23 protein-coding genes are annotated in these 24,282 nt (G+C 72.1%); 16 read left to right on the forward strand and 7 right to left on the reverse strand.

Annotated elements, in window-relative coordinates; all coding sequences use genetic code 11:
* Positions 1-14: 14 nt before the first annotated feature.
* Complete coding sequence (locus tag KBX34_RS24000; RefSeq protein ID WP_210927047.1) at positions 15-1,061, reverse strand: glycosyltransferase family 2 protein; 1,047 nt, start codon at positions 1,059-1,061, stop codon at positions 15-17.
* Positions 1,062-1,220: 159 nt separating this feature from the next.
* Here KBX34_RS24000 and KBX34_RS24005 point away from each other — a divergent pair, with 159 nt between their 5' ends.
* Together KBX34_RS24005 and KBX34_RS24010 are read left to right on the forward strand one after the other, a co-directional pair.
* Positions 1,221-1,859: a cyclase gene (locus tag KBX34_RS24005; RefSeq protein ID WP_210793564.1), complete on the forward strand. Its 639-nt coding sequence runs from the start codon at positions 1,221-1,223 to the stop codon at positions 1,857-1,859.
* Complete coding sequence (locus tag KBX34_RS24010) at positions 1,856-3,025, forward strand: zinc-dependent alcohol dehydrogenase (RefSeq protein ID WP_088949725.1); 1,170 nt, start codon at positions 1,856-1,858, stop codon at positions 3,023-3,025. Before KBX34_RS24005 ends, KBX34_RS24010 begins: the two co-directional genes overlap by 4 nt.
* Before the next feature lie 86 nt (positions 3,026-3,111).
* On the opposite strand, the gene KBX34_RS24015 is transcribed toward KBX34_RS24010, so the two are convergent.
* Positions 3,112-4,359: a cytochrome P450 gene (locus tag KBX34_RS24015; RefSeq protein WP_210927049.1), complete on the reverse strand. Its 1,248-nt coding sequence runs from the start codon at positions 4,357-4,359 to the stop codon at positions 3,112-3,114.
* Positions 4,360-4,519: 160 nt separating this feature from the next.
* On the opposite strand from KBX34_RS24015, the gene KBX34_RS24020 reads away from it, so the two are divergent.
* Entirely contained in the window at positions 4,520-4,921 is a 402-nt protein-coding gene (locus KBX34_RS24020) for a hypothetical protein (protein WP_099856588.1), read from the forward strand.
* Between the two features lie 58 nt (positions 4,922-4,979).
* On the opposite strand, the gene KBX34_RS24025 is transcribed toward KBX34_RS24020, so the two are convergent.
* Positions 4,980-5,198, reverse strand: coding sequence for a DUF397 domain-containing protein (locus KBX34_RS24025; RefSeq protein ID WP_030336536.1), 219 nt, complete (start codon positions 5,196-5,198; stop codon positions 4,980-4,982).
* 69 nt (positions 5,199-5,267) lie between these two features.
* On the opposite strand from KBX34_RS24025, the gene pepN reads away from it, so the two are divergent.
* Positions 5,268-7,784, forward strand: coding sequence for an aminopeptidase N (gene pepN, locus KBX34_RS24030; RefSeq protein ID WP_210927052.1), 2,517 nt, complete (start codon positions 5,268-5,270; stop codon positions 7,782-7,784).
* 85 nt (positions 7,785-7,869) lie between these two features.
* Here pepN and KBX34_RS24035 read toward each other — a convergent pair whose 3' ends face one another.
* A complete protein-coding gene (locus KBX34_RS24035) occupies positions 7,870-9,084 on the reverse strand; it encodes an FAD-dependent monooxygenase (RefSeq protein ID WP_210793560.1) in 1,215 nt (404 codons plus the stop codon).
* Positions 9,085-9,237: 153 nt separating this feature from the next.
* Positions 9,238-9,957: a PadR family transcriptional regulator gene (locus KBX34_RS24040; protein WP_210793559.1), complete on the reverse strand. Its 720-nt coding sequence runs from the start codon at positions 9,955-9,957 to the stop codon at positions 9,238-9,240.
* 264 nt (positions 9,958-10,221) lie between these two features.
* Here KBX34_RS24040 and nadD point away from each other — a divergent pair, with 264 nt between their 5' ends.
* From nadD to KBX34_RS24090, 10 genes are all read left to right on the forward strand, one after another.
* The gene (nadD, locus tag KBX34_RS24045) at positions 10,222-10,818 is read left to right on the forward strand and encodes a nicotinate-nucleotide adenylyltransferase (protein ID WP_088951954.1); all 597 of its coding nucleotides are present in this window, start codon (positions 10,222-10,224) and stop codon (positions 10,816-10,818) included.
* Between the two features lie 110 nt (positions 10,819-10,928).
* Positions 10,929-11,336, forward strand: coding sequence for a ribosome silencing factor (gene rsfS / locus KBX34_RS24050; RefSeq protein WP_088949720.1), 408 nt, complete (start codon positions 10,929-10,931; stop codon positions 11,334-11,336).
* On the forward strand, positions 11,333-11,992 hold the full coding sequence (locus tag KBX34_RS24055) for a histidine phosphatase family protein (protein ID WP_210793558.1): 660 nt from the start codon (positions 11,333-11,335) through the stop codon (positions 11,990-11,992). Before rsfS ends, KBX34_RS24055 begins: the two co-directional genes overlap by 4 nt.
* A gap of 48 nt (positions 11,993-12,040) precedes the next feature.
* A complete protein-coding gene (locus KBX34_RS24060; RefSeq protein WP_099856581.1) occupies positions 12,041-12,895 on the forward strand; it encodes a DegV family protein in 855 nt (284 codons plus the stop codon).
* A 4-nt stretch (positions 12,896-12,899) separates the two neighbouring features.
* The gene (locus KBX34_RS24065; protein WP_210927054.1) at positions 12,900-13,673 is read left to right on the forward strand and encodes an SDR family NAD(P)-dependent oxidoreductase; all 774 of its coding nucleotides are present in this window, start codon (positions 12,900-12,902) and stop codon (positions 13,671-13,673) included.
* A gap of 219 nt (positions 13,674-13,892) precedes the next feature.
* Complete coding sequence (locus tag KBX34_RS24070) at positions 13,893-14,267, forward strand: VOC family protein (RefSeq protein WP_210927055.1); 375 nt, start codon at positions 13,893-13,895, stop codon at positions 14,265-14,267.
* Between the two features lie 239 nt (positions 14,268-14,506).
* The gene (locus KBX34_RS24075) at positions 14,507-15,334 is read left to right on the forward strand and encodes a ComEA family DNA-binding protein (protein WP_307871481.1); all 828 of its coding nucleotides are present in this window, start codon (positions 14,507-14,509) and stop codon (positions 15,332-15,334) included.
* Positions 15,331-17,739, forward strand: a complete 2,409-nt coding sequence (locus KBX34_RS24080) for a ComEC/Rec2 family competence protein (protein ID WP_210927057.1) — start codon at positions 15,331-15,333, stop codon at positions 17,737-17,739. Before KBX34_RS24075 ends, KBX34_RS24080 begins: the two co-directional genes overlap by 4 nt.
* A gap of 266 nt (positions 17,740-18,005) precedes the next feature.
* Complete coding sequence (gene holA, locus KBX34_RS24085; RefSeq protein ID WP_210793588.1) at positions 18,006-18,986, forward strand: DNA polymerase III subunit delta; 981 nt, start codon at positions 18,006-18,008, stop codon at positions 18,984-18,986.
* Positions 18,983-19,405 carry a hypothetical protein gene (locus KBX34_RS24090; RefSeq protein ID WP_210793554.1) on the forward strand — a complete coding sequence of 141 codons (423 nt, stop codon included), beginning with the start codon at positions 18,983-18,985 and terminating at the stop codon, positions 19,403-19,405. Before holA ends, KBX34_RS24090 begins: the two co-directional genes overlap by 4 nt.
* Before the next feature lie 190 nt (positions 19,406-19,595).
* Here KBX34_RS24090 and rpsT read toward each other — a convergent pair whose 3' ends face one another.
* Both rpsT and KBX34_RS24100 read right to left on the reverse strand, forming a co-directional pair.
* Positions 19,596-19,865, reverse strand: coding sequence for a 30S ribosomal protein S20 (rpsT, locus tag KBX34_RS24095; RefSeq protein WP_088949712.1), 270 nt, complete (start codon positions 19,863-19,865; stop codon positions 19,596-19,598).
* A 287-nt stretch (positions 19,866-20,152) separates the two neighbouring features.
* Positions 20,153-21,139 carry a phosphotransferase family protein gene (locus tag KBX34_RS24100; protein ID WP_210927059.1) on the reverse strand — a complete coding sequence of 329 codons (987 nt, stop codon included), beginning with the start codon at positions 21,137-21,139 and terminating at the stop codon, positions 20,153-20,155.
* Positions 21,140-21,200: 61 nt separating this feature from the next.
* Here KBX34_RS24100 and KBX34_RS24105 point away from each other — a divergent pair, with 61 nt between their 5' ends.
* Positions 21,201-21,737 (forward strand): DUF4240 domain-containing protein, encoded by a 537-nt coding sequence (locus KBX34_RS24105; RefSeq protein WP_210793552.1) that lies wholly within the window; start codon positions 21,201-21,203, stop codon positions 21,735-21,737.
* 116 nt (positions 21,738-21,853) lie between these two features.
* Positions 21,854-23,731 carry a translation elongation factor 4 gene (gene lepA, locus KBX34_RS24110; protein ID WP_088949710.1) on the forward strand — a complete coding sequence of 626 codons (1,878 nt, stop codon included), beginning with the start codon at positions 21,854-21,856 and terminating at the stop codon, positions 23,729-23,731.
* Positions 23,732-24,282 lie beyond the last annotated feature (551 nt).

Raw genomic sequence — 24,282 nt, forward strand, 5'->3', positions numbered from 1 at the left:
GTTGTGGGGTCCGGTCAGTGGTGGCGGCGTCGCAGGGCGCGGGTCCGGTGGGCGGCCCGGCGGATTCGGGTGTCGCCGTAGCGGACACCGCCGAACAGGAACCGCTGGCCGACCGCGAGCCAGCCGCACACGCCGCGCTCCAGCAGCCAGACCGGAGCCGCCAACGCCGTCGCCGCAGGGAAGACAGTGGTGCCGCCGGCGCGACGGCGACCCACCTCGGCGAGGACCACGGTGCCGGCCGCCGCGCCGAGCACCAGCGCGGGCCGCCGGGCCGCGACCGCCGCGGCCAGCGCCGGCAGGACCGCGAGCGAGGTCAGCAGGCGCGCCGGCTGGGCCAGATCGTCGTACGCCTGACGGACCCGTTGCCCGCGGAAGTGCGCGGCGTCCGGAGGCAGCCGGCGTACGTAGAGCCAGGCCGGCGCCGCCTCGGTGCCGTCGTTCGCGCGCAGGGTGCGGATCAGCTCCAGGTTCTCGAAGAGCACGTCCGGGTCGTAGCCGCCCATGGCGAGGAAGGTGCTGCGACGCACCGCGAGGGTCCCCGGGTAGTCAGCGCCGAGCGCCCTGTTGAGCAGCGTCCGGCCGGTGTCCCACCAGGCGTGCCAGGGCAGCGGGTCGAAGTAGTTCTGCGGCCGCACCAGGTCGACCCGGTCCAGCAGCCGGTGCACGGCGGTCAGACCGGCCTCGTCGTACCGGACGTCGTCGTCGGCGATCACCACGTGCTCGTGGCCTGCCGCGCGCACGCCGGTGCGTACGCCGAGCACCTTGCCGTTGAGCCCGCGAGTGGTGGCGTCGGGCGGGAGGTGCCGGACCAGCCCCCGCCAGGCGTCGGCGTGCCGTGCGAACAGGTCCGGGGCGGAGCCGTCGACCACGATCACGTCGACCCGGTCGGCCAGCCACCGCAGGTAACCGGTCAGCTCGGCCAGGCCGGTGTCGGCGTGCCAGCGCAGCGGCAGCACGTACGTCATCGGCAGTCGGACCGGCGCCGTGCCGGCGCGGTCGTCTTCGACGCCCCACCCGCGCGCGGCGGGCCGGGCGTCACCAGCTGGGCTGAACAGGGACATCGACGGGCCTCCTCGGCAGGGCAGCGGTGAACCGGTGGCTGAGCAGCACCTGCCCGCATTCCCGCCGATCAAACGGACGTGTTGTTTCGACCGCCCGACGCCGGGTAGCGCTGCCGGAAAGAGGTGTCCATGCCCGGACCTCCGGGTGGAGGAGGCGAGATGACCAACAACGGAACGAGATGGGCGGTGCTCGGCGTCACCGCGGTCACGGCGGCCGGTGTGGGGCGGGCGGTGGCTCGCCGTCGGCACCGGCATCAGCCGGAGCGGCAGGACGGCTGGTACGTCGTGCGTCGCGGGGTGACCGTGGACCGGCCCCGGGATGAGGTGATCGGCTTCTGGACCGACCGGGAACGGCTGGACCGCGCGCTGGCCGGGTGGGCCACCCTGGAGCAGCTCGACGACCGGCGCTGGCGGTGCGTGGCCCGCGACCGGGCCGGCGGCGACACCGAGTGGCGGGCGGAGATCACCGTTGACGGGCCCGGCACGCTGCGGTGGCGGGTCGAGGACGGGCCGGTGCCGCAGGAGGGGCGGATCGAGCTGGCCGACGCGCCCCAGGGCCGGGGCACCGAGATCCGCGCCGAGCTGCGGTACCGCTCGGGCCCGGTGCGCCGGGTGTTGGGCCTGATCGGTGGGGACGACCCCGATCTGGCGCTGCGGGACGCCCTGCGGCGGGTGAAGTCGCTGATCGAGTGTGGCCAGGTGATGGACACCCGCGACGACCCGTCCGGCCGGAGCCCGAGGCAGGAGAAGGCGACCGACAAGGTCCGGGAGAAGCTGATGACGGGAGGCCGGGCGTGAGGGCACTGTGTTGGGAAGGCGTCGGCAAGCTGGCGGTGCGGGACGTGCCGGAGCCCAGAATCCGCGCCGAGGGGGACATCATCGTCCGCGTCCGGGCCAGCAGTGTCTGCGGCTCCGACCTGCACCTGATCAACGGGTACCTGCCGGCGATGCGGGAGGGCGACATCCTCGGCCACGAGTTCATGGGCGAGGTGGTGGAGACCGGGCCCGGCGTACGACAGCACAAGGTCGGTGACCGCGTGGTGGTCGGGTCGGTGGTCGCCTGTGGTGGCTGCTGGTACTGCCGCACCGAGCAGTACTCGCTCTGCGACAACTCCAACCCCCAGCCGGTGTTCACCGAGAAGCTGTGGGGGCACTCACCGGCCGGCATTCTCGGCTACTCGCACGCCGCTGGCGGCTACTCGGGGTCGCACGCCGAATACATCCGGGTGCCGTTCGGTGACGTTGGTGCGTTCGGTGTGCCCGACGGGGTGCCGGACGACTCGGTGGTGTTCGCCTCCGACGCGATGCCCACCGGGTGGATGGCGGCGGACTTCTGTGGGCTCACCGGTGGCGAGGTGGTCGCCGTCTGGGGCGCCGGCGGCGTCGGGCAGATGGCGGCCCGGTCGGCGCAACTCCTCGGCGCCGAGCGGGTCATCATGATCGACCGGTTCCCGGATCGGCTCGCCACGGCGGCCGAGCGGGTCGGCGTCGAGACGATCAACTACGCGGAGACGGACGTGCTGGAGGCGCTACGGGAGCTGACCGCCGGCCGTGGGCCGGACGCCTGCATCGAGGCCGTTGGCATGGAGTCACACGACGTCGGACCGACCTACGCGTACGACCGGACGAAGCAGGCGGCTCGGTTGCAGACCGACCGGCCGACCTCCGTACGCCAGGCGATCATGGCCTGCCGTAAGGGTGGCACGGTGAGCATCGTCGGGGTGTACGCCGGTCTGGTGGACAAGTTCCCGCTCGGCGCGGCCATGAACAAGGCCCTGGTGCTGCGGATGGGGCAGATGCACGCGCAGCGCTACATCCCGATGCTGCTCGACCGGCTCGCGGCCGGCGAGATCGACCCCGGCTACCTGGCCACCCACCCGATCTCCCTGGAAGAGGGTGCACACGGCTACGAGCTGTTCGAGAAGAAGCAGGACGGCTGTCTCCGCAGCGTGCTGCACCCCTGACCCGCTGGGATGCCGCCTCGCCGGTCCCCCCGAACGACCGGCGAGGCGGAGGTCAGGCGGTGCTTTGCGTCAGGCGGTGCTGAGCGTCAGGCGGTGCGTCGGATGTTGGTGAGGGTCAGGCCGAGGGGTGGCAGCGCCGGCATCCGGTGCAGGTCCAGGGCCAGGTCCTGGACGGGCACGTCGTAGCGCATGGTGCTGGTCAGGTTGGTGACCGCCCGCTTCATCAGGTCGATGGTGATCCACTCGCCCGCGCAACGGTGCCCGGCCCAGTGGTCACCGCCGCCCTGCGGGATCAGCTCGAACGGGTCCACGCGTCGGTTGGCGAACCGCTCCGGCCGGAACAGCTCCGGTTCCGGCCAGAGGGCCGGGTGGTGGTTGGTGCCGTACAGGTCGAGCAGGACCCGTCGCCCCTGGGGAAAGTGGTGGCCCTGCCAGTCGAAGGAACGCCGGACCCGGGCTGCCGCCATTGGGAAGAACGGGTAGTAGCGGCGTACTTCCTGGACGAAGTTCTCGGTGGCCTCACCGTCGCCGCGGACCCGTTCCCGCCAGCCCGGATGGTCGTGCAGGGCGAGCGCGGCGAACGCGATGTACTGGTCCACGGCGACCACCGGCCGCAGCACGTTGAGCAGTTCCACAGCCGCGACCCGGCGGGGGAGCAGCCGGCCCTGCCGGTCGCGGTGTTCGGCGATCACGGCCAGGGCGCTGCCGGGCGGCGCCGGAAAAAGACCGATCCGGGTCCGCTCGATGAGGTCGCCGAGCCAGCGTTCGGTGCGACGACGGGCGAGCCGTCCCCGCCAGTGCCGGGGGCCGACCGCCGCCGGAGCCTCGATCATCGAGTGCAGCTCGACGGCGCGTCGTTCAACCTGGGACGTGGGCAGCGGCACCCCCGCCCAGGCGCAGACCACCCGGGTCAGCAACCGGCCGAGCTCGTCGTAGAGCGGCAGCGGCCCGGCGGCCTCCCAGGCGGGGATCCGCGCCTGCCACTCGTCGTCGAAGAGTTGGCCGAGCTGCCGGATGGTGTTCGGCGTCATGATCGACATGAACATGGCCTTGCGGTCGGCGTGCTCCGGCCCGTCCAGCCCCTGCACACCACGCCGACCGGTGAGGGTCCGCTGCGCCCGCAGCGGCATGGCGGTCGCGCGCTGGAAGCGGTCGTTGTCGTAGAACAGCACCGCCGCCGGCCGGCCGCGCAGGCAGATGGTCGGGGCGAGCAGGATCCGGGTCTGGAAGACGTCGCTGCCGTACCGCTCGCAGCGTTCGCCGATGAACCGGTAGCCGGCGCGGAGCAACGCGAGGGTGCTGTCCGGGCTGCGGTCGGCCGGCATGGTGGCCATCGGGTCTCCTCACGCGCGGGTGTGGCCGGGTCGCCACCGGCCGGCTGCGTCTACCCCCGTGACGGCCGCTGAATCCCCGCGCCGACGGCACGCCGGCTGGCCCCTCCCAGGGGCAGCGGAACCTGGTTTGCTGCTGGTGGGGCAACCACGGGGAGGGCGGATGCGCGACAACACATCACCGCACTGGCGGCAGCGACGAGCGGTCGGTGCACTGGGCGGAGGCCGCGACGCGCGGCCACTCATCGGGCCGCCCCGGCGGCCCACCCGGCCACACCGCTTCTTCACCGTGCACCTGGGCTTCACCGCCCCCAGCGTGGTCGAGGCACGCGAGCTGGCCGTGGCGTACGCGGAGGCGCTCAACCTGCTCCGCCCGGAGGTGGCGCTCGGGGCGGCGGCCCTGTCACCGGCCGATGCCTGGCAGCGGGCCGAGCGGCTGTTCTGCGGTGCGCTCGGCCCGGACGGCGAGCGCTGCGTCGACGTGGCCGATCACCCCGGCTTCCACCACGCCCCGGGCCCCGGCGGTCTCGGCTGGGGCGACGGCGACGGCCCCGCCCGTGACTGACCGCCAACCCGGGGTCGCCGGTCCCGGGTCGACGGCCACCGCCCGCCGGCGGGCACGATCAGTCCAGGTCAAACTCGCCGTCCTGCGCGCCGGCCACGAACGCGTCCCACTCGGCCTGCGTGAAGACCAGCACCGGCCCGTCCGGCTCGGCCGAGTTGCGCATCCCGATCAGATCGTCGACGAAGGCGACCTCTACGGCGCTGTCGGAGGTGTCCCCTTCGGCCCGCTGCCAGACCGCCCGAGAGAGGTCGAAGTCGCCCTTGGGGTGCTGCGCCATTGTTCTTTCCTCCAGTGCCGAGGGTCGTGTGGTGACCGGGTGCCGATCCCCATCGGGCAGGATAAGCGGATGCCGAGCCTGACCCGTGTAGAGGCGACCGCGCGTGGCGCGGCGATTACTGTCGAGTCCTATCAGGTGGACCTTGACCTGACCGGTGGCACCGAGCTGTTCCGCTCCCGCGTCGAGATCCGGTTCCGGGCGACCGCCGGCACCGCGACCTTCGCCGAGGTCAAGCCCGCAAAACTGCTCGGCGTACGCCTCAACGACCGCGACCTCGACCCCGGTCTGCTCACCGACAACCGGCTGCCGCTCGACGACCTGCTCGCGGACAACACGCTGGTCGTCGAGGCGGAGATGGCGTATTCCAGGACGGGCGAGGGGATGCACCGCTTCGTCGACCCGGCCGACGGCGAGACCTACCTCTACGCGATGTCCTTCCTCGACAACGTGCAGCGCATCTTCGCCGCGTTCGACCAGCCCGACCTCAAGGCACCGTTCACCCTCTCGGTGACCGCTCCGCCGGAATGGACGGTGTCCGGCAACGCCGAGGTGGCCGCCAATCCCGCGCCCGGTCGTTGGGAGTTCGCACCGACCGCGCCGCTGGCCACATACTTCTTCTCGCTGATCGCCGGTCCGTACCACGTCCGGCGGGCCGAGCACGACGGCGTGCCGCTGGGTATCTACTGCCGCCGGTCGCTCGCCGAGCACCTGGACGCGGACGCCGAGGAGATCTTCACCGTCACCCGGCAGTGCCTGGACCGGTTCCACCAGCTCTTCACCGAGCGCTATCCGTTCGGCAAGTACGACCAGGCGTTCGTGCCAGAGTTCAACGCCGGCGCGATGGAAAACCCGGGCATCGTCACCTTCCGCGACGACTACGTGTTCCGCTCGGCAGTCACCGACAGCCAGCGCGAGCTGCGGGCCACCACCATCGCGCACGAGATGGCGCACATGTGGTTCGGTGACCTGGTCACCATGCGCTGGTGGGACGACCTGTGGTTGAACGAGTCCTTCGCGGAATACCTGGGCACCCGGGTCACCGCCGAGGCGACCCGCTTCGACCAGGCGTGGACCACCTTCGCGATGCGCCGCAAGGCCTGGGGTTACGCCGCCGACCAGCGCCCCTCCACCCACCCGGTCGCCCCGGACGAGGTGGCCGACACCGACGAGGGCCTGCTCAACTTCGACGGCATCTCGTACGCCAAGGGCGCCAGCGTGCTCCGGCAACTGGTCGCGTGGCTCGGTGACGAGGCGTTCCTCGCCGGCCTGAACGCGCACTTCGCGGCGCACCGCTTCGGCAACGCCACCCTCGACGACCTGCTGGCCAGCCTCTCCACCGCCAGCGGGCGGGACCTGTCCGGTTGGGCCGAGCTGTGGCTGCGTCGGCCACAGGTCAACACCCTGCGTGCCGAGGTCGCCGTCGATGCCGACGGCCACTACGCCGAGGTGGCCGTGGTGCAGACCGCGCCCGCGCCACACCAGGTGCTGCGCCCGCACCGCATCGGCGTGGGCCGCTACTCGATGGACGGCACCGTCGAGCGCGACGAGGTGGACATCGACCCCGACGCCGACGGTGCCCGCACGGTGCTGGGTGAGCTGACCGGCGCCCCGGCGGCCCGGCTGCTCCTGCTCAACGACGGTGACCTCAGCTTCGCCAAGGTGCGCCTCGACCCGGCGTCGGCGGACGCCGTTCCGCTGGTGCTGCCCGGGCTGACCGACCCACTGGCGAGGGCGGTGCTCTGGAGTGAGGCGCTGGACGCGGCGACCGACGGGGAGCGGCCGGTCACCGGCCTCGTCGAGCTGATGGTCGCCGCGCTGCCGGCCGAAACTGAGGTGATCATCGCGGAGGACGTGCTGACCCTGAGCCGGTCGCTGATCGACCGCTATCTCGACCCACTGGCCCGGTCCACAGCGCTGGCCCGGGTCGCCGGGGCGTGCCAGCGGCTGCTCGACGGTGCGCAGGCGGGGGAGTCGCTGCAACTCGCCGCAGCCCGCGGCTGGATCGCCGCGACCACCGACGCGGACCTGCTCGTCGGCTGGCTCGCCGGCCGGGACGTGCCGACCGGCCTGAAGGTCGACGCGGAGCTGCGCTGGGCGGTGCTGCGCCGGCTGGTGGTGCTCGGCGCCGCCGGCGAGGCGGAGATCGCCATCGAGGCAGCCGCCGACAACAGCTCCACGGGGGCGGAACGGGCCGCCCGCTGCCGGGCTGCCCTGCCCGACCCGGCCGCGAAGCAGGCAGCCTGGGAGATCATCGTGCGGGACACCGAGCTGTCCAGCCGGCCGTTGGAGGCGACCGCCGAAGGGTTCTGGCAACCCGAACAGGCCGAGCTGACCGCCGCGTACGTCGATCGGTACTTCGCGGACATGCCGGCCGCCGCGCGTCGGCGTACCCCCTGGACGGCCGACCGGGTCGCGGCCCTGGCGTTCCCCCGCTATGCCGTGGCGCAGCCGACCCGGGAAGCGGCCGCGGCGCTGCTGGCCCGCGACGACCTGACCCCCGGCCTACGCCGGGTGGTGACCGACGCCGACGACGACCTGCGCCGCGCGCTGGTCGCCCGAACGGCGGTGGCCGCCGCGTCCGCATAGGGCTGGTTGGGCGCGGGGTCCGGGACGGGCGAACCCCCGATTCCCGGACCCCGACTCGATCAGGAAGTGCTCCCGCGCCCGTAGCTCAGCGCAGCGCGGGCTCCGCCGTGACCGGCGCGTCCCAGTCGATGACGTACCGCTGCTCGTGGGCGATCGTCTTCTCCGGGTCCATTGCGGTGCGCACCAGCAGGGGCATCAGCAACGGCATCAGCGTCCGGCCGACCGGCCCCGGCGCCTTGGTGTGGTTGATCCGCGCCGCGCGGGCGGCGACCTTCTCCACCCGGGAGCGGCGGAGCCGGTCGAACGCGGCGAACGCCGACGCCACGTCCGGTAGGTCACGCAGACAACGGGCGAGCTGCACCGCGCTCTCGATGGCCAGTGACGCGCCCTGCCCGGAGCTGTTCGACGGTGCGTGCGCCGCATCGCCGACCAGCACCATCCGACCCCGGTGCCAGTGCGGCACCGGCGGCATGATCTGCAACGCCCCGACCACCTGGAGCTCGTCCGCCGTGCTGGTCGCCATCAGCTCCCGGCCCGGGTCGTCGTCGCCGTAGGTGTCGCGCAGCGTGGCCAGCCACTGCGTCGACGGCACCGTGCGGGCCTCGACCAGGCTCATCGGCCGCTGGTACGGCAGGTTGGCCCCCCACCGGGTGCCACCGCCCGGCTCCGGCCAGTAGAGGTAGTAGCCGCGGCGCCCGAACGCGAACGTCATGGTGCCCGGCTCCGCATCCACCTCGTGCCGGGCCACCGCCTCGAAACCGAGCAGGCCGGTGAACCGGGGGCCGGGTGCGGCCGGGTCGATCAGGCCACGAACGGTCGACCGGATGCCGTCGGCACCGATCAGGACGTCGGCGGTGGCGGTGCTGCCGTCCTCGAAGCGGGCGGTCACGCCGCTCTCCGACTGCTCGGCGTCGACCAGCCGCTTGCCGTACGCGAAACCGACCCCCTCGGCGACAGCCTGGTCGTGCAGCGCCTGATGCAGCTCGGCGCGGTGTACCACGCGCAGCGGTGGCACTCCGCTCAGCGTGGGCAGGTCGATGCGGCGTCGGCCGACCGCCATCACGCTGCGCGTGATCGGGGTGGCGGCCGCCGTCACCGCCTGGTCCGCGCCGACCGTACGTAGGGCCGCCACGCCGTTGGGCGCGAGCGCGAGGGTGCCGCCGATGCCGCCAACTCCGCTGGCGGTGGCCGGGTACGCCTCGTGGACGGTCGCCGTGATGCCGGCGCGGCGCAGTGCGAGTGCCGTCACCGGTCCGGCGATGCCGCCGCCGATGACGATCGCGGTTCGTACCGTGGTCATGCTCTTCTCCCTGAGGTGTGTGGTCGCGTGCGACCGACCTGGGAGGGAGCCCGGTTATCCTCTGGTTGCCGCTTCGGGCCGGGCGCCTTCCCAGGCATCGGTTCGGGGTAAGGGCTCCGGCGGGGTGTTGGCGCACCCCGCCGGAGCCGTTCTTCAGTCGGCTTCCCGGCTGCTGGTTGTCGGGGTGCTGGCTTTCTGTGTGGTGGTGTTGTTGCTTTCGGCGGTGGCTTTCGCGGTGGTGGTTCTCTGGGACAGCTCGGTCAGCTCCGCGGGCATCTCGCCGGTCTCGTGGAAGGCCCGCCAGGTGTCCAGCCCCGGGTAGCTGCCCGAGGTCAGCTCCGCGAGCAGCCCGCGCAGCCAGGAGGCCTCCGCGTCGCGCATGGCGAGGTCGTACTCCGACTCCACCAGGAACAGCCGCGGAACCTCCCGCAGGTGCGCGTCGAGCGCTTCCCGGTCCTGGCGGATCGTGTCCTCCAGCAGGTCGAGCCGTTGCCGCAGCAGGGCGGCGGCCTCGTCGGGATGCAGGGCGGCGAGAACGGACAGGCCGGCTCGGAAACGGGGATGCTCGGGCATCGGCGTGGAGACCAGCTCGCGGGCCCAGTCGACCAGCTCCGCCCGCCCCGCATCCGTGATGCGGTAGACGGTGCGTTCCGGGCGCCGACCCTCGCGGACGCTCTCCACCGCTTCGATCATGCGGTGTTTGTCCATGTTGCGGATCACCGTGTAGAAGGACCCCCACTTGAACTCCATGTCCTGGTCCTTGCCCCAGGCACGCAGTGCGGTGGCGATCTCGTACGGGTGCATCGGCCGCTGGACCAGGGCAGACAGCACGGCCAGCGCCAGCAGGTTGCCGACCTTGCGCCGCTTCTGCACGACGCCTCCTCTGCTCGCGGACGATTACTCGTAGACGAGTATATGCCCGAGCTGGCTCGCCCGCGACCCTCATGCGGCGTCCCCTCACGCGACGCCCTCAATGCGGCGACCCTTTACGCGCGACCCCCGTATTACCCCGCGAGGTGACCACCACCACGCCGCCGGGCCGAGTCGTCTGCCCGGCAGGCTGCCATCCGGTGGCCTGACGTGCGCCCGATGCCGGGCCCCAACGGCGCCCCACGACGTCCGGCCTACGATCACGGGGTGGAGGAAGACATCCGGCGGATCGGGATCATGGGTGGCACCTTCGACCCGATCCACCACGGGCACCTCGTCGCGGCCAGTGAGGTGGCGGACCGGTTTGGTCTGGACGAGGTGGTTTTCGTCCCCACCGGTCAGCCGTGGCAGAAGGCTGACGAGCCGGTCAGCCCGGCCGAGGACCGGTACCTGATGACGGTCATCGCCACCGCCTCCAACCCCCGCTTCCAGGTCAGCCGCGTCGACATCGACCGCAGTGGCCCCACCTACACGGTCGACACCCTGCGTGATCTTCAGGCCGAGTACGGCCCCAAGGTGCAGCTGTTCTTCATCACCGGCGCGGACGCGTTGCAGCGCATCCTGTCGTGGAAGGACCTGGACGAGATCTTCGAGCTGGCCCACTTCGTCGGGGTGACCCGGCCCGGCTTCCAGTTGACCGACAAGCACCTTCCGGCCGACACCGTCAGTCTGATCCAGGTGCCCGCGATGTCCATCTCGTCGACCGACTGCCGCGCTCGGGTCGCCCGTGGTGAGCCGGTCTGGTATCTGGTGCCCGACGGTGTGGTGCAGTACATCGCCAAGCGGCGCCTCTATCAGGGCTGATCACGCCCGGTATGGCCCGTTCTGTGCCCTTAACCGACCAGAACTGACCGGTCGGGGTGTCGCCGGGTATGAGACGCTTGGACGATCGCACGCTTGATCTAAGGAGAACGGTGACAGTTTCCGAACGCGCTCACGAGCTGGCTATCGCGGCTGCCCAGGCCGCTGCCGACAAGAAGGCGCAGGACATCACGATCATCGACGTCGGCGACCAGCTCGCCATCACCGACGCGTTCGTGCTCGCCGCCGCCCCCAACGAGCGTCAGGTGCTGGCCATCGTCGACGCCATCGAGGCGAGCCTGCTGGAGCTGCCGGAGAAGGCGAAGCCGGTGCGGCGCGAGGGTGAGCGTGGCGGCCGTTGGGTGCTGCTCGACTACGTCGACATCGTGGTGCACGTCCAGCACACCGAGGAGCGCGAGTTCTACGCGCTCGACCGGCTCTGGAAGGACTGCCCCACCATCCCGTTCGTCGACCGCGACCTGGTCGAGGCCGACGCCAGCGGGTCCGCCGCAGCAGAATGACCCGGCTGATCGTCTGGCGGCACGGCAACACCGACTGGAACGCCGCCAACCGCGTGCAGGGGCAGACCGACGTACCCCTGAATGAGCTGGGCCGCGACCAGGCCCGCGCCGCCGCCCCGCTGCTCGCGGCGCTGCGGCCCGACGCAATCGTGTCCAGCGACCTGAGCCGCGCCGCGGAGACCGCTGGCGCGCTCGCCGCGCTGACGGGGCTTCCGATACGCACGGACCCCCGGCTGCGCGAGCGGCACTTCGGTCAGTGGCAGGGTCTGCACCTCACCGAGGTCGCCGAGCGCTTCCCCGAGGAGTACGCGCGCTGGCGGGCCGGCGACCCCGATCCGGGCGCGGATCTGGAGCCTCTGCACGACCTAGGCGAGCGGGTCGGCGCCGCGTTGCGGGAGGCGGCCGACGCGGCACCGGGCGGCACCGTGGTGATCGCCACCCACGGTGGTGGCTCCCGGCAGGGCATCGGCCACCTGCTCGGTTGGGACACCAGCGTGCTGCGCACCATCGGCTCCCTGGCCAACTGCCACTGGAGCGAGCTACGGCACGACGACCGCGCGCCGGCTGTCGGGCGTCCGCAGGACGTCCGGGGCTGGCAGTTGCGGGCGCACAACGTCGGCCTGGTCACTGCCCCGGTCGTCGTCGACGCGATCTGAACGCTTCCGCCTCGTCGTTCGACCTCTCGATCGGCTAGCGTGCCGGGCATGCCCGTCGCGGTTGTCATCGACTCCACCGCCTACCTTCCGCCCGAGCTGGTGCAGGCGCACCGGCTGACCGTCGTTCCGTTGACCGTCGTGCTCAACGGCGCGGAAGGGCTGGAGGGGGTGGAGACCCAGCCGGCCGACGCCACCCTGGCGCTGAGCGCCCGGCGGGTCACCGCGACCACCTCCCGGCCGGCACCCGAGCAGTTCGCCCGCACGTACCGCCGACTGCTCGACGACGGCGCCGACGGCGTCGTCTCGGTGCACATCTCCGCCGCCCTGTCCGGCACGGTGGAGGCGGCCCGGCTCGCCGCCGCCGACTTCGACGGCCGCGTCGAGGTCGTGGACAGTCGCTCCACGGGCATGGGCCTCGGCTTCCCGGCCATCGCGGCCGCCACCGCCGCCCAGGCGGGCGCCGACCTGACCGGGGTACGCGACGCGGCGCTCGCCGCCGTCGCCCGCACGACCGTCTGGTTCTACGTCGACACGCTGGAGTTCCTTCGCCGAGGCGGCCGGATCAACGCCGCCGAGGCGCTGCTCGGGACCGCCCTGTCCGTCAAGCCGATCATGCACATGCCGGACGGGGCGATCGTGCTGCGGGAGAAGGTCCGTACCGCCAGCCGTGGAGTGGCCCGTCTCGTGGACCTGGCCGTCGAGGCGGCCGGGGACGACGATGTGGATATCGGTGTGCATCATCTGGCCGCGCCGCAGCGGGCCGAGGCGTTGCTCGCCGCGCTGACCGGACGGTTCGGTGACCGGCTGCACGACACGTACGTCTCCGAGGCGGGTGCGGTCGTCGCCGCGCACGCGGGCCCAGGTCTGGCCAGCGTGGTCGTCCACCGCAGGCCGGCCGGCTGAGCCGATGGCGACGTCCTGTGTGGTCACCGGCGGTGGCCGTGGTGTCGGCCGGGCCGTGGTGGAGCGCCTGGTGGCGACCGGTGTCACGGTCGTCGTGCTGGAGCGCGACGCGGACGCGGTCGACTGGCTGACCGGGCACCCGGCCGCCGACCGGCTCGTCGCCGTGATCGGCGACGCCGCCGACGAGCAGGTGGCCGAGCACGCCGCCGAGCTGGCCGAACGCGCCGCGCCCCTGTCCGGCTGGGTGAACAACGCGGCGGTCTTCCGCGACGCCGCCCTGCACTCCGTCTCCGCCGACATGGTGCTGGAACTGATCGAGCTGAACCTACGCCCGGCAGTGGTGGGCGCCGCGGTGGCCGTACGCCGGTTCCTGGCCCGTGCGGCCGGCGGCGCGATCGTCAACGTCTCGTCGCACCAGGCCCGCCGGCCGGTGTCAGGCGCCTTGCCGTACGCGACGGCGAAGGCCGCGGTGGAGGGGCTGACCCGGGCGCTGGCCGTCGAGTACGGGAGGCACGGAATTCGTGCCAACGCGGTCGCGCTCGGTTCGATCGCCACCGAGCGGCACGCCGACTTCCTGGCCGCGCAGGAACCCTCCCAGGCCCAGTGGATCGACGCCGAGCTGACCCGGCTGCACCCGGTGGGGCGCATCGGGCGGGTCGACGAGGTGGCCGAGGCCGTCGCGTACCTGCTGTCACCTGCGGCGAGCTTCGTCAACGGGGTGGTCCTGCCGGTGGACGGGGGACGGGCCGTGCTCGGCCTCGACCCGGAGGCCCGCTGACGGCGTACCCGTCGGGTAGCCTGGTTGCGCGCCCCAGATGGGCCTACCCCCGGAGGTTCTGGCTACTTCAGCCACCACGCCGAGATCGACGCGATGCACGCGTCTCTCGTGCGGGATCCGGGGCGTCGGTGCCCTCGGGGCGTCGTCATCGGTGTGGCTGGCTGAGCGCTGTGGGCCTCCGGTCGGGTCTTCGGATCGACCGGGAAGAAGACGGTACGCATGACAGTCACGTTCAACCACACCATCATCGCCACGAAGGACAGGAACGCCTCGGCCGCGTTCTACCGGGAGCTGTTCGAGCTGCCGGAGGCGCCGTCGTGGGGGCCGTTCGTCAACGTCCAGCTGGACGAGGGTGTGTTGCTCCAGTTCGCCGAGCCGCCGGTGGACATCCAGATGCAGCACTACGCGTTTCTCGTCGACGACGAGCTCTTCACTCGGTGCCTGGCGTTCGTCCAGGGGCGCGGCATCACGTACTGGGCCGACCCGCAGCTGAAGCGGGAGGGCGAGACCAACACCGAGCACGGTGGGCGAGGCTTCTACTTCATGGACCCGGCGGGCCACGCCATCGAGATCATCACCCGGCCGTACGTGTAGCGACCGGCGTCGACGGCACCGGCACTCGGGACCCACATAGGTGTGAGCGTGATGCCTCAGGGTCATCTTGATGACTCAGAGGCATCACGCTCATAGGCTGATCCGGCTCGGCCCCGTCGGTGAGGTGTGCCCCTAGCAGATTGTGCGGTGATCAGGGCGTTGTCCACAGGACGCTGGTTGTCCACAGAGGGGGAGGGCGGTTCGCCCCGTCGCGCTGTCCTCCGCTCTAGCGTCGGGCCGTGTCGCACGACGAGGAGACCGAGGTCCGCCAACGCCTGCGCTGGCTGACCGACCCGCCGGAGGGTTCGCCGCCAATGCGGGCTGAGGTGCCGCTTGTGGGCGTACCCCCGCTGGGTGTGTTGCCGCCCCGGGCCGATGCGCCGCCCGCTGAGTCGGACGCGCGCGGCGCATCGGCTGGCCTCGCGGCCGAGCCCGGGTCGCGGCTGCCCGGGCCTGGGGCGTTCGACCCCGGGCGGCGCGGCGTGCGGGCGTTGGCGGTTGTCGCCGTGGTGGTCGTGCTGGGCGCGGCCGGTTGGGCCTGGCTGTCACGCCCGCAGTCGGAAGCGGTCGCTCCGCTGGTCAGTGTGACCGCGTCTGCCGCACCGGCGGACGATCCCAGCGCGTCCGGCTCCGGCGAGCTGGTGGTGGCGGTCGCGGGGAAGGTTCGCAAGCCGGGGCTGGTGCGGTTGCCGGCCGGGTCCCGGCTCGCCGACGCGGTGCAGGCGGCTGGCGGCGCGCTGCCCGGTGTCGACGTGGCGTTGCTCAACCCCGCCCGCAAGGTCACCGACGGTGAGTTGATCGTGGTCGGGGTGACGCCACCGCCGGTGCCGGGTGGTGCGGCCGGGCCACCCGGCGGCGCGGCCGGGCCGGCCGTCGGGCCGTTGAACCTGAACACCGCCACGTTGGCCCAGCTCGACGCGCTGCCCGGGGTCGGGCCTGTCCTCGCCCAGCGGATCCTCACTCATCGGGACCAGCACGGTGGGTTCAAGGCCGTCGGCGACCTGCGCCAAGTCGACGGGATCGGCGATGCGCGGTATGAGCAGCTCAAGGACCTGGTGACGGTGTGAGCGGCGGTGCCCCGAGGCCGTCGGACGGTGTCGGTGTCGTGCCAGCCGAGACCTCCCCGCCGGACCTGCGGCTGGCCGGGTTGGCGGTGGCCGCCTGGCTCACCGCGCTCGCCGGCCTGCACCTCGGCGCCGGCCCACTTCTGGCGGTCACCGTGGCGGCGGCCGGCGTGACGACGGCGGGCGCCCTGCACCTGCTCGGTGGGCTCGGCCATCCCCGGGCCGCTGTCCGCCGCTACGGCTGGATCGCCGTCGCGGTCGGCCTCGGCGTGGTCTGCGCAGGAGCGGCCACCGCAGCCCGGCTCGCCGTCCGCGACGCACCGCCGGTCCGTGCCCTTGCCGAACAGCGAGCTTCGGTCACCGCCGACCTGGTGGTCCGGGACGATCCGCGTCCGATCCGCAGCGCCGGTCGGCCCGGCATGCTGCTGGTGTCGACGGAACTGGTCCGGCTCACCGGCCCGGACGGCCGACGCATCGACGCGTCGGTGCAGCTGCTCGTCCTGACGACCGACCCGGCCTGGCGGGGCCTGCTGCCCGGGCAACGCCTCACCGCCGACGGCCGGCTCGGCGTTCCGCGCGGTGGTGACCTCACCGCGGCGGTGCTCAGCACCGACGGCCCTCCGCAGCGGCACGGTGCGTCGTCCTGGGCGCAGCGCGCCGCCGGGACGCTGCGCGCCGGCCTGCAACGAGCCTGTGCGCCGCTGCCCGACGATCCGGGTGGGCTGCTGCCGGGTCTCGTGGTGGGGGACACCAGCCGACTGCCACCTGCCGTCGAGGAGGACTTCCGCGCCACTGGGATGACACACCTCAACGCCGTTTCGGGAAGCAACGTGGCAATTGTCGTAGGCGCGGTGTTGCTGCTGGCCCGGTGGGCGCGGGCCGGCCCGTGGCTCGCCGCCGGGCTGTGCGGGGTGGCGCTGGTGGGCTTCGTCATCCTGGTCCGGCCGTCACCGAGCGTCGTACGGGCCGCCACGATGGGGGCGATCGGGCTGGCCGCGCTGGCCGCGGGTCGTCCCCGGGCAGCACTGCCCGCGTTGGCCGCCGCCGTCACCGTGCTGGTCCTGGTGGACCCGGAGCTGGCCGGTGATCCCGGTTTCGCGCTCTCCGTGCTGGCCACCGGTGGCCTGTTGTTGCTCGCGCCGCGCTGGCGGGACGGCCTGCGGAGGCGAGGTGTGCCGCCCGGCTTGGCGGAGGCGCTGGCCGTGCCGGCGGCGGCGCAGCTGGCCTGCGGGCCGGTCGTCGCCGGCATCTCCGGCACGGTCAGCCTGGTGGCGGTGCCGGCCAACCTGTTGGCGGTGCCCGCCATCGCGCCGGCGACCGTGCTGGGAGTGCTGGCGGCCATGATGTCGCCGATCTGGCCGGGCGGCGCCGAGTTCCTCGCCTGGCTGGCGAGCTGGCCGGCCTGGTGGCTGGTGGTCATCGCCCACCAGGGCGCCCGCTTGCCGGGTGGCACCCTGCCGTGGCCGGGCGGGGTGCCGGGCGCCCTGCTGTTGACCGCGCTGACCGTCGCGCTGCTGATCGCGGTGCGCCGGCCACTCGTACGGCGACTCGTGGCGGTCGTCGGCGTCGCCTCGGTGCTCGGTGCGCTTCCGGTGCGGCTGGTGTTCGCCGGCTGGCCGCCGCCGGGTTGGGTGGTGGTGGTCTGCGCTGTGGGTCAGGGCGACGCCGTGGTGTTGCCGGTCGCCCCCGGTCGGGCGGTGGTGGTGGACGCCGGTCCGGAACCCGGGGCGGTGGACGGTTGCCTGCGCCGGCTCGGCGTACGGGAGGTGCCGCTGCTGGTGATCAGCCACTTTCACGCCGATCACGTGGGAGGAGTGGCCGGGGTGTTCCGGGGGCGGCGGGTCGACGCCGTGCTGGTGCCGTCCTCGACTGACCCGGACAGCGGTCGGGACGTGGTTCGGGCGGCGGCGACTGCCGGACGGGCCGCGTCGTTCACCACGGTGTCTGGGGCCCGCCATCCGATCGGGGACGTCGACCTGCTGGTGCTCGGCCCGCCGTACCCGCTGGCCGGCACGAGGTCCGATCCGAACAACAACTCGTTGGTGCTGCTCGCCACGGTGGCCGGGGTGCGGATCCTGCTTCCCGGAGACGCGGAGACCGAGGAGCAGCACGCGATGGTGGCGCGGGCCACGCCCGGCCAGTTGCGGGCGGACGTGTTGAAGGTCGCCCACCACGGTTCGGCGTACCAGGACGTCGGTTTCCTCGACGCGGTGCGGCCCTCCGTCGCGCTGGTGCCGGTCGGCACCGGCAACACCTACGGACACCCGAGCCCTGGGCTGCTCGCGCGATTGGGCAGGGGCGGCGCTCGGGTGCTGCGTACCGACACCGATGGCGACCTCGCGGCGGTTCGGACGAGCCACGGACTGGGTGTGGCCCGGCGAGGTGTCCCAGTGGGCCGGCGACCCTGAGCCGACGGCGGGGAGGTTCTGATCGACTCCGAGTTGCTGATATCGGGGTATGAGCAGCTGTCCGATACCGCGATATCGCTGATCCCGTGTGGATCAACTCCATGCGGGCGTTCCGGTGTGGCCCAGGTCGCTGTCAGGGCTGAAGATGCGGGTAAATTGCGGATTGCATGGGGAATTGAGATAGATGTCGGGATTTGCGCTGTGTGCGGGCTGCGCCGACCAAGCAGCGAATGAGCAGGCACGATCCCGAGCCGGGCCGTGCGAATATGGGCGGCGTGACCCCCGCCAGCTTCGCCCCCATTCTGCTCGTCCTCGGTGACGAGGAGCTGCTCGCCACGCGCGCGGTCACCGAAGCTGTCGCGAAGGTTCGCGGTGTCGACCCCGAAGCGGACGTCCGCGAATACCAGGCCAGCGCGCTCACCGTCGGCGAGATTGCCGAGATGCTCAGCCCGTCGCTGTTCGGTGGACGGCGGCTGCTGATCCTGCGCTCCGGTCAGGACGCCCGCAAGGATCTGGTCGCCGCACTGCTCGCGTACGCGAAGAACCCCGACCCGGACGTCCAACTGCTGGTGCTGCACCTGGGCGGCGCCAAGGGCAAGGCGTTCGCCGACGGGCTGCGGGCAGCCGGCGCGACCGTCGTTCCGGCGGCCAAGCTCAAGGGGCACCGCGACCGGCTGGCCTTCGTCCGCGACGAGATCCGCCGAGCTGGCGGAAAATGCACCGACGACGCCGCTGAGGCGCTCATCGCGGCTGTCGGCAACGATCTGCGCGAGCTGGCCGCCGCCTGTTCCCAACTGATCGCCGACACGGACGGGCGGATCAGCGCCGATACGGTCTCCCGTTACTACCGCGGCAGGGTCGAGGTGACCGGCTTCACCGTGGCGGACGCCACCATGGTCGGTGACGTGCCGGCGGCGCTGGAGGCACTGCGCTGGGCCCTGCACGTCGGGGTCGACCCGGTGCCCATCGCCGACGCCCTGGCCGACGGGGTACGCACGGTTGCCCGGGTGGCCTCGGCTGGGCGGGGCAACCCGTACCAGCTCGCCAGCAGCCTCGGGATGCCCGCGTGGAAGATCGAGCGGGCGCAGCGGCAGGGGCGTGGTTGGACCCCGGAGGGCCTGGTCCGGGCCATGCAGGTCGCCGCCGAGTGCAACGCGGCCGTCAAGGGCGGCTCCGACGATCGGGCGTACGCCCTGGAGCGTGCGGTCTTCTCCGTCGCCGCGGCCCGGCAGGGCAGCGCCAGGTGACGGGGGCGAACCGCCCGGCCTGGGCCACCATCCCCGTGGACGAGGAGCGTTACCGGCCGCTCTACGCCCGACTCCTCGGCCTGCGGTTCGTCAACCCCGGCGGTGTGCTGTGCTTCCTCTTCTTCGAGGGCACGATCGCTCTGGCGGTGCTGCTCGCCCTCGCCGAGCTGGTCACGTGGTGGGCGGTGCTGGTGCTGCCCGTCGTGGTGGCGGCCATGGTCAAGCTCAACGACATGGTGGCCGCGATCGTGGTCCGTTCCGCCGCGCTCGTGCCCGAGCAGGAACGGGACCGGTTCCGACGGCAGATGGAGCCGGCGGTCGGCCGAGCCCAGGTGGAGTGGATCTCGCACAGCGTCACCGGCGTGGTGATCACCGCGGATTCGGTGCCGCCCGCCCGCCGCTCCGACCCGTCAGACTGAGCCCGACCCGTCAGACCGAGCTGGTCGGTCGGATCGAGCGTCGGCCCGCCCGACTCAGCGCGGCCCGCGGATTGAGCGTCGGCCCGTGAGATTGAGCCGTCTGGTCTGCGGGCACGACACCGGCCTGCGGACACGCGGAAGCCCCGGGCCTGAGCCCGGGGCTTTCCGAATCGGTCTGACGGTTGAGTCGTCAGGCGGCGGAGAGCGCACCCACGCGCTTCGCGATCGCGGACTTGCGGTTCGCGGCCTGGTTGGAGTGGATCACGCCCTTGCTGACGGCCTTGTCCAGCTTGCGAGAGGCGTCCAGCATCAGCGCGGTGGCCTTCTCGACGTCACCGGCCTCGGCAGCCTCGTTGAACTTCCGGACGGCGGTCTTCAGCGACGACTTGACCGACTTGTTGCGCAGCCGGGCCTTCTCGTTCTGCCGGTTGCGCTTGATCTGGGACTTGATGTTCGCCACGCGACAGCCTCGTCTTGATAGCTCGGGTTGGTCAGCTTCTACGCTGGATGACGAACATGCGTCACCGCTGCGCGAAGAGCCAGGTTACCAGGTCGCCCGGGACGAGCCAAAACGGCTCGGCCTTCGCGCGGACGGACCCGGCCCGTCGACCACCAGATTACGCCCTCGACCGTTACGGCGGCTCACCCCCGGCCCGCGTCGCGCCCAGGTCAGGCCGCGCCCAGGTCAGGCCGCGTCATCGTCAGGCCGCGTCACCGCCAGGCCAGCCCGCCGCCAGGCCGGCCGGCTCACCGCCAGCCCTGGCGGCGGGCCAGCCAGTCGAGTGACTGCTCGCCACTCCAGCGCTGGTGGGCGGGCAGGTGCGGCGAGGCCGTCGGCGGCGCCGCAGCAGCACCGGTGAGGTAGTAGCCGGCCAACGCGGCCAGGGTCGCGTCCAGCGCGTCCGGGGGCGCGCCGACGGTCGTCGGGTGCGTGGCGAAGAGCCGGTCCGTGTCCAGCCCGCTGGCGTACGCGGTGAGCAGCAGGCCGGCCAGGTCGAACCAGGCCGGGCCGGAGCAGACCCACGTCCAGTCGCAGAACCAGGCTCGGTTGTGCCCGTCGATCAGCACGTTGTCGACCCGCAGGTCCCCGTGGATCAGGCTGGTCGCCCCGGCGGCGTACCGGGGGAGGCGGGACTCCAGCGCCACCAGCTCGGCCAGGCGACCCTGCGCCGGAGCGGGCAGCGGTGGGGCCGGCTCGCGCCCGGCGGCGACCTCCTCCCACCAGAGGATGTCCGAGCGGGCCAGGTCCGACAGCTGCGGCAGGCCGAGCGCGGTCAGCTCGACCGGGGGGTCGGCCAGGGCGGCGGCGACCTGCGCGTACCCGGCGAGGGTGGCGTCCAACTCGCCGGGCACCCAGGGCAGACGCGGGGTGTGGCCGTCGACGGCGTCGGTGCAGAGCACGAACCAGCCAGCTTCGGACAGGGTCCACCGGGGGCGGGGCGCCGGCAGGTCGGTCGGCAGCCGATCCAGGATCGCGGCCTCCCGGGCGTACCACTGGACCAGATGCGGTTGCTCGGCGGCGGGTGCCGCCTTCACGAAGGCCCGGCCGCCGTCGGCGGTGTGGAGCACTGCGGCGAAGCCGCGGGTGAAGCCCGCACCCGCGACCCGGGCGGTGACCACCGGCGCGCCCAGCCGGTCGGCGACCGCGGCCCGCAGCGCCGCCGGCAGCGTCGGCCACGAGGGGCGCAGGGCACTCGCGTGGTAGGGCACCGGCGGCAGCGGGGGAGGAGACACCACACCATGCTGCCCCGGGGTACGTGCGCGACGCGCGGCGACACTGCCAGACTGCCAAGCCATGAGGACCGAGGACTTCTGGCAGCTGATCGACCAGGCGCGAGCGGGCGGTGGGGGAGAGCCCGGGCCCGTCGCCGCGCGGGCGGTCGCGCTGCTCGCCGAACGCGACCCGGAGGACATCATCGGGTACGCCCGGCACCAGACGAGGGTGCTGGCCGCCTCGCACAAGGTGGACCTGTGGGGTGCGGCGTACCTGATCAACGGCGGCGCTTCCGCCGACGGCTTCGAGCACTTCCGGGGCTGGCTGATGACCCAGGGTCGGGCGGTCTTTGCCCGGGCGGTCGCCGAACCGGACTCGCTGGCCGAGTTGCCCCAGGTGCGGGCGGCCTCGCTCAGCGGCGAGGAGTTCTCCGCCGAGCAGATGCTGTCGGTGCCCTGGGACGCGTACCGAAAGGCCACCGCGACCGAGTTACCGGCGGACCGCGACCCGGTGCGTACGCCGGACCTCAACGACTTCTGGGACTTCGACGACGAGGAGGAGGCCCGCCGACGGCTGCCCCGGCTGGCCGCGCTCTTCGTCGAACCGCCGATGGAGTGAGGGGTCCTCGGGCCGATCCATCGCCCGCGCAGCGGGCGTGCCCCGGCGGCGTGGGAACATAGAGGGGGTCGGCGGCGCGCCGGCCTGTTCACGTCAGCCGACCAGAACGGACCGCTGTGCCACCGAAGCTCGATCCCGGCGCGAACGCCCCTGGTTCCACCGACCCCGGTCGCATCCGGAACTTCGGCATCATCGCCCACATCGACCACGGGAAGTCGACCCTGGCCGACCGGATGTTGCAGCTCACCGGTGTGGTCGACCCCCGGCAGATGCGCGCCCAGTACCTGGACCGGATGGACATCGAGCGCGAGCGCGGCATCACGATCAAGAGCCAGGCCGTTCGCATGCCGTGGACCATCCGTGAGGGTGAGCGGACCGGCGAGCACGCGGTGCTCAACATGATCGACACCCCGGGGCACGTCGACTTCACGTACGAGGTGTCCCGGTCGCTGGCCGCCTGCGAGGGCGCCGTGCTCCTGGTCGACGCCGCGCAGGGCATCGAGGCGCAGACACTGGCCAACCTCTACCTGGCCCTGGAAAACGACCTGCGCATCATCCCGGTGCTCAACAAGATCGACCTGCCGGCCGCCCAGCCGGAGAAGTACGCCGAGGAGCTGGCCCACCTCATCGGTGGCGACCCCGCCGACTGCATCCGCGTCTCCGGCAAGACCGGCGAGGGCGTGCCGTACCTGCTCGACGAGATCGTCCGGCAGTTCATCCCGCCGGTCGGCGACGCGGCGGCGCCCGCCCGGGCGATGATCTTCGATTCGGTGTACGACGTGTACCGCGGCGTCGTCACGTACGTCCGGGTCATCGACGGGCGGATCAGCGCCCGGGACCGGATCAAGATGATGTCCACCGGCGCCGTGCACGAGCTGCTGGAGATCGGCGTCATCTCGCCCGAGATGGTCAAGGCCGAGGCGCTCGGCGTCGGCGAGGTCGGCTACCTGATCACCGGTGTGAAGGACGTCCGGCAGTCCCGGGTCGGTGACACGGTCACCATCAACAGCCGGCCGGCGGCCGAGGCGTTGGGTGGTTACAAGGACCCGAAGCCGATGGTCTACTCCGGCCTCTACCCGATCGACGGGTCCGACTACCCCAACCTGCGTGAGGCTCTGGACAAGCTCAAGCTCAACGACGCCGCCCTGGACTACGAGCCGGAGACCTCCGGCGCGCTCGGCTTCGGCTTCCGTTGCGGCTTCCTCGGCCTGCTCCACCTGGAGATCATCCGGGAGCGGCTGGAGCGCGAGTACAACCTCGACCTGATCTCCACCGCGCCGAACGTCGTCTACCGGGCGATCACGGACGACGGCGAGGAGATCGTCGTGACCAACCCGAGCGAGTACCCCACCGGCAAGATCGCCGAGGTGTACGAGCCTGTCGTGCGGGCCACCGTGTTGACGCCCAACGACTATGTGGGCGCGGTGATGGAGCTCTGCCAGGGCCGGCGCGGCAACTTGCTGGGCATGGACTACCTCTCCGCCGACCGGGTGGAGCTGCGCTACACGCTGCCCCTCGCGGAGATCATCTACGACTTCTTCGACCAGTTGAAGAGCCGTACCAAGGGCTACGCCTCGCTCGACTACGAGCCCACCACCGAGCAGGCGTCCGAGCTGGTGAAGGTGGACATCCTGCTGCACGGCGAGCCGGTGGACGCGTTCAGCGCCATCGTGCACAAGGACAAGGCGTACAACTACGGCGTCACCATCGCCGCCAAGCTCCGTACCCTGATCCCGCGCCAGCAGTTCGAGGTGCCGATCCAGGCGGCCATCGGCAGCCGGGTCATCGCCCGGGAAACCATTCGGGCGATCCGCAAGGACGTGCTCGCCAAGTGCTACGGCGGCGACATCAGCCGTAAGCGCAAGCTGCTGGAGAAGCAGAAGGAAGGCAAGAAGCGGATGAAGATGGTGGGCCGAGTCGAGGTCCCACAGGAAGCCTTCATCGCCGCGCTCTCCTCCGACTCCGGCGACGGCAAGGCGGCCGGGAAGAAGTAGCAGCTCCCGCGGCGGGTCCGCCGACGCGTCGCTTGCGTGGTGGGGTGCTCTCGCGTCGTGGGGTGGTCTCGGGTGGCGCGGCCTTTGCGCGAAGCGCCCGGCGTAACCGAAGTCCACAGCCCACCCACTCGACTTCATGAAAATCGCGGTATCCGGGGCTGCTCGACACCCCGCCTTCCTGCAACCCGAGTCGATCAAGAAGCGTCGAGCAAGTCGAGGGTGAGCAGCTGGAGTTCGCTGCCGCCGCCCTGTGTGCGGGCGTGGTCGAGATGTGCGCGATCTCAGGGGTGCTGCCGCCAGCAGATGTCTTACGGCGGCGTTCGCCTGCGCCGCATCGTTCGCCTGCGCCGCATCGTTGGCTCAGCTCGGCGCTAGATCCACTCGGCTTCCGGGAAGTCGGGGTGTCAAAGGGTCGGCGATACCCCGACTTCCCGAAACGCGAGTCGACCGGCCACCGCCACCGCCGCCGCGCCGGCCACCGCCACCGCCGCCGCGCCGGCCACCGCCACCGCCACCGCCACCGCGCCGGCCACTGGGTTCGGCCACCGGCC

It is taken from the genome of Micromonospora sp. M61 (genome assembly GCF_018070245.1).
GTDB classification, from domain to species: Bacteria; Actinomycetota; Actinomycetes; order Mycobacteriales; family Micromonosporaceae; genus Micromonospora; species Micromonospora zamorensis.

Bases quoted from the DNA above. Each gene is read 5' to 3' on its own strand.
- KBX34_RS24005 (WP_210793564.1), top strand. From the start codon at position 1,221: ATGACCAACAACGGAACGAGATGGGCGGTGCTCGGCGTCACCGCGGTC.
- holA (WP_210793588.1), top strand. From the start codon at position 18,006: ATGGGCGGCGTGACCCCCGCCAGCTTCGCCCCCATTCTGCTCGTCCTC.
- KBX34_RS24000 (WP_210927047.1), bottom strand. From the start codon at position 1,061: ATGTCCCTGTTCAGCCCAGCTGGTGACGCCCGGCCCGCCGCGCGCGGG.
- KBX34_RS24070 (WP_210927055.1), top strand. From the start codon at position 13,893: ATGACAGTCACGTTCAACCACACCATCATCGCCACGAAGGACAGGAAC.
- KBX34_RS24105 (WP_210793552.1), top strand. From the start codon at position 21,201: ATGAGGACCGAGGACTTCTGGCAGCTGATCGACCAGGCGCGAGCGGGC.
- KBX34_RS24020 (WP_099856588.1), top strand. From the start codon at position 4,520: ATGCGCGACAACACATCACCGCACTGGCGGCAGCGACGAGCGGTCGGT.
- pepN (WP_210927052.1), top strand. From the start codon at position 5,268: ATGCCGAGCCTGACCCGTGTAGAGGCGACCGCGCGTGGCGCGGCGATT.
- KBX34_RS24065 (WP_210927054.1), top strand. From the start codon at position 12,900: ATGGCGACGTCCTGTGTGGTCACCGGCGGTGGCCGTGGTGTCGGCCGG.
- KBX34_RS24035 (WP_210793560.1), bottom strand. From the start codon at position 9,084: ATGACCACGGTACGAACCGCGATCGTCATCGGCGGCGGCATCGCCGGA.
- KBX34_RS24015 (WP_210927049.1), bottom strand. From the start codon at position 4,359: ATGGCCACCATGCCGGCCGACCGCAGCCCGGACAGCACCCTCGCGTTG.
- KBX34_RS24055 (WP_210793558.1), top strand. From the start codon at position 11,333: ATGACCCGGCTGATCGTCTGGCGGCACGGCAACACCGACTGGAACGCC.
- KBX34_RS24060 (WP_099856581.1), top strand. From the start codon at position 12,041: ATGCCCGTCGCGGTTGTCATCGACTCCACCGCCTACCTTCCGCCCGAG.
- KBX34_RS24025 (WP_030336536.1), bottom strand. From the start codon at position 5,198: ATGGCGCAGCACCCCAAGGGCGACTTCGACCTCTCTCGGGCGGTCTGG.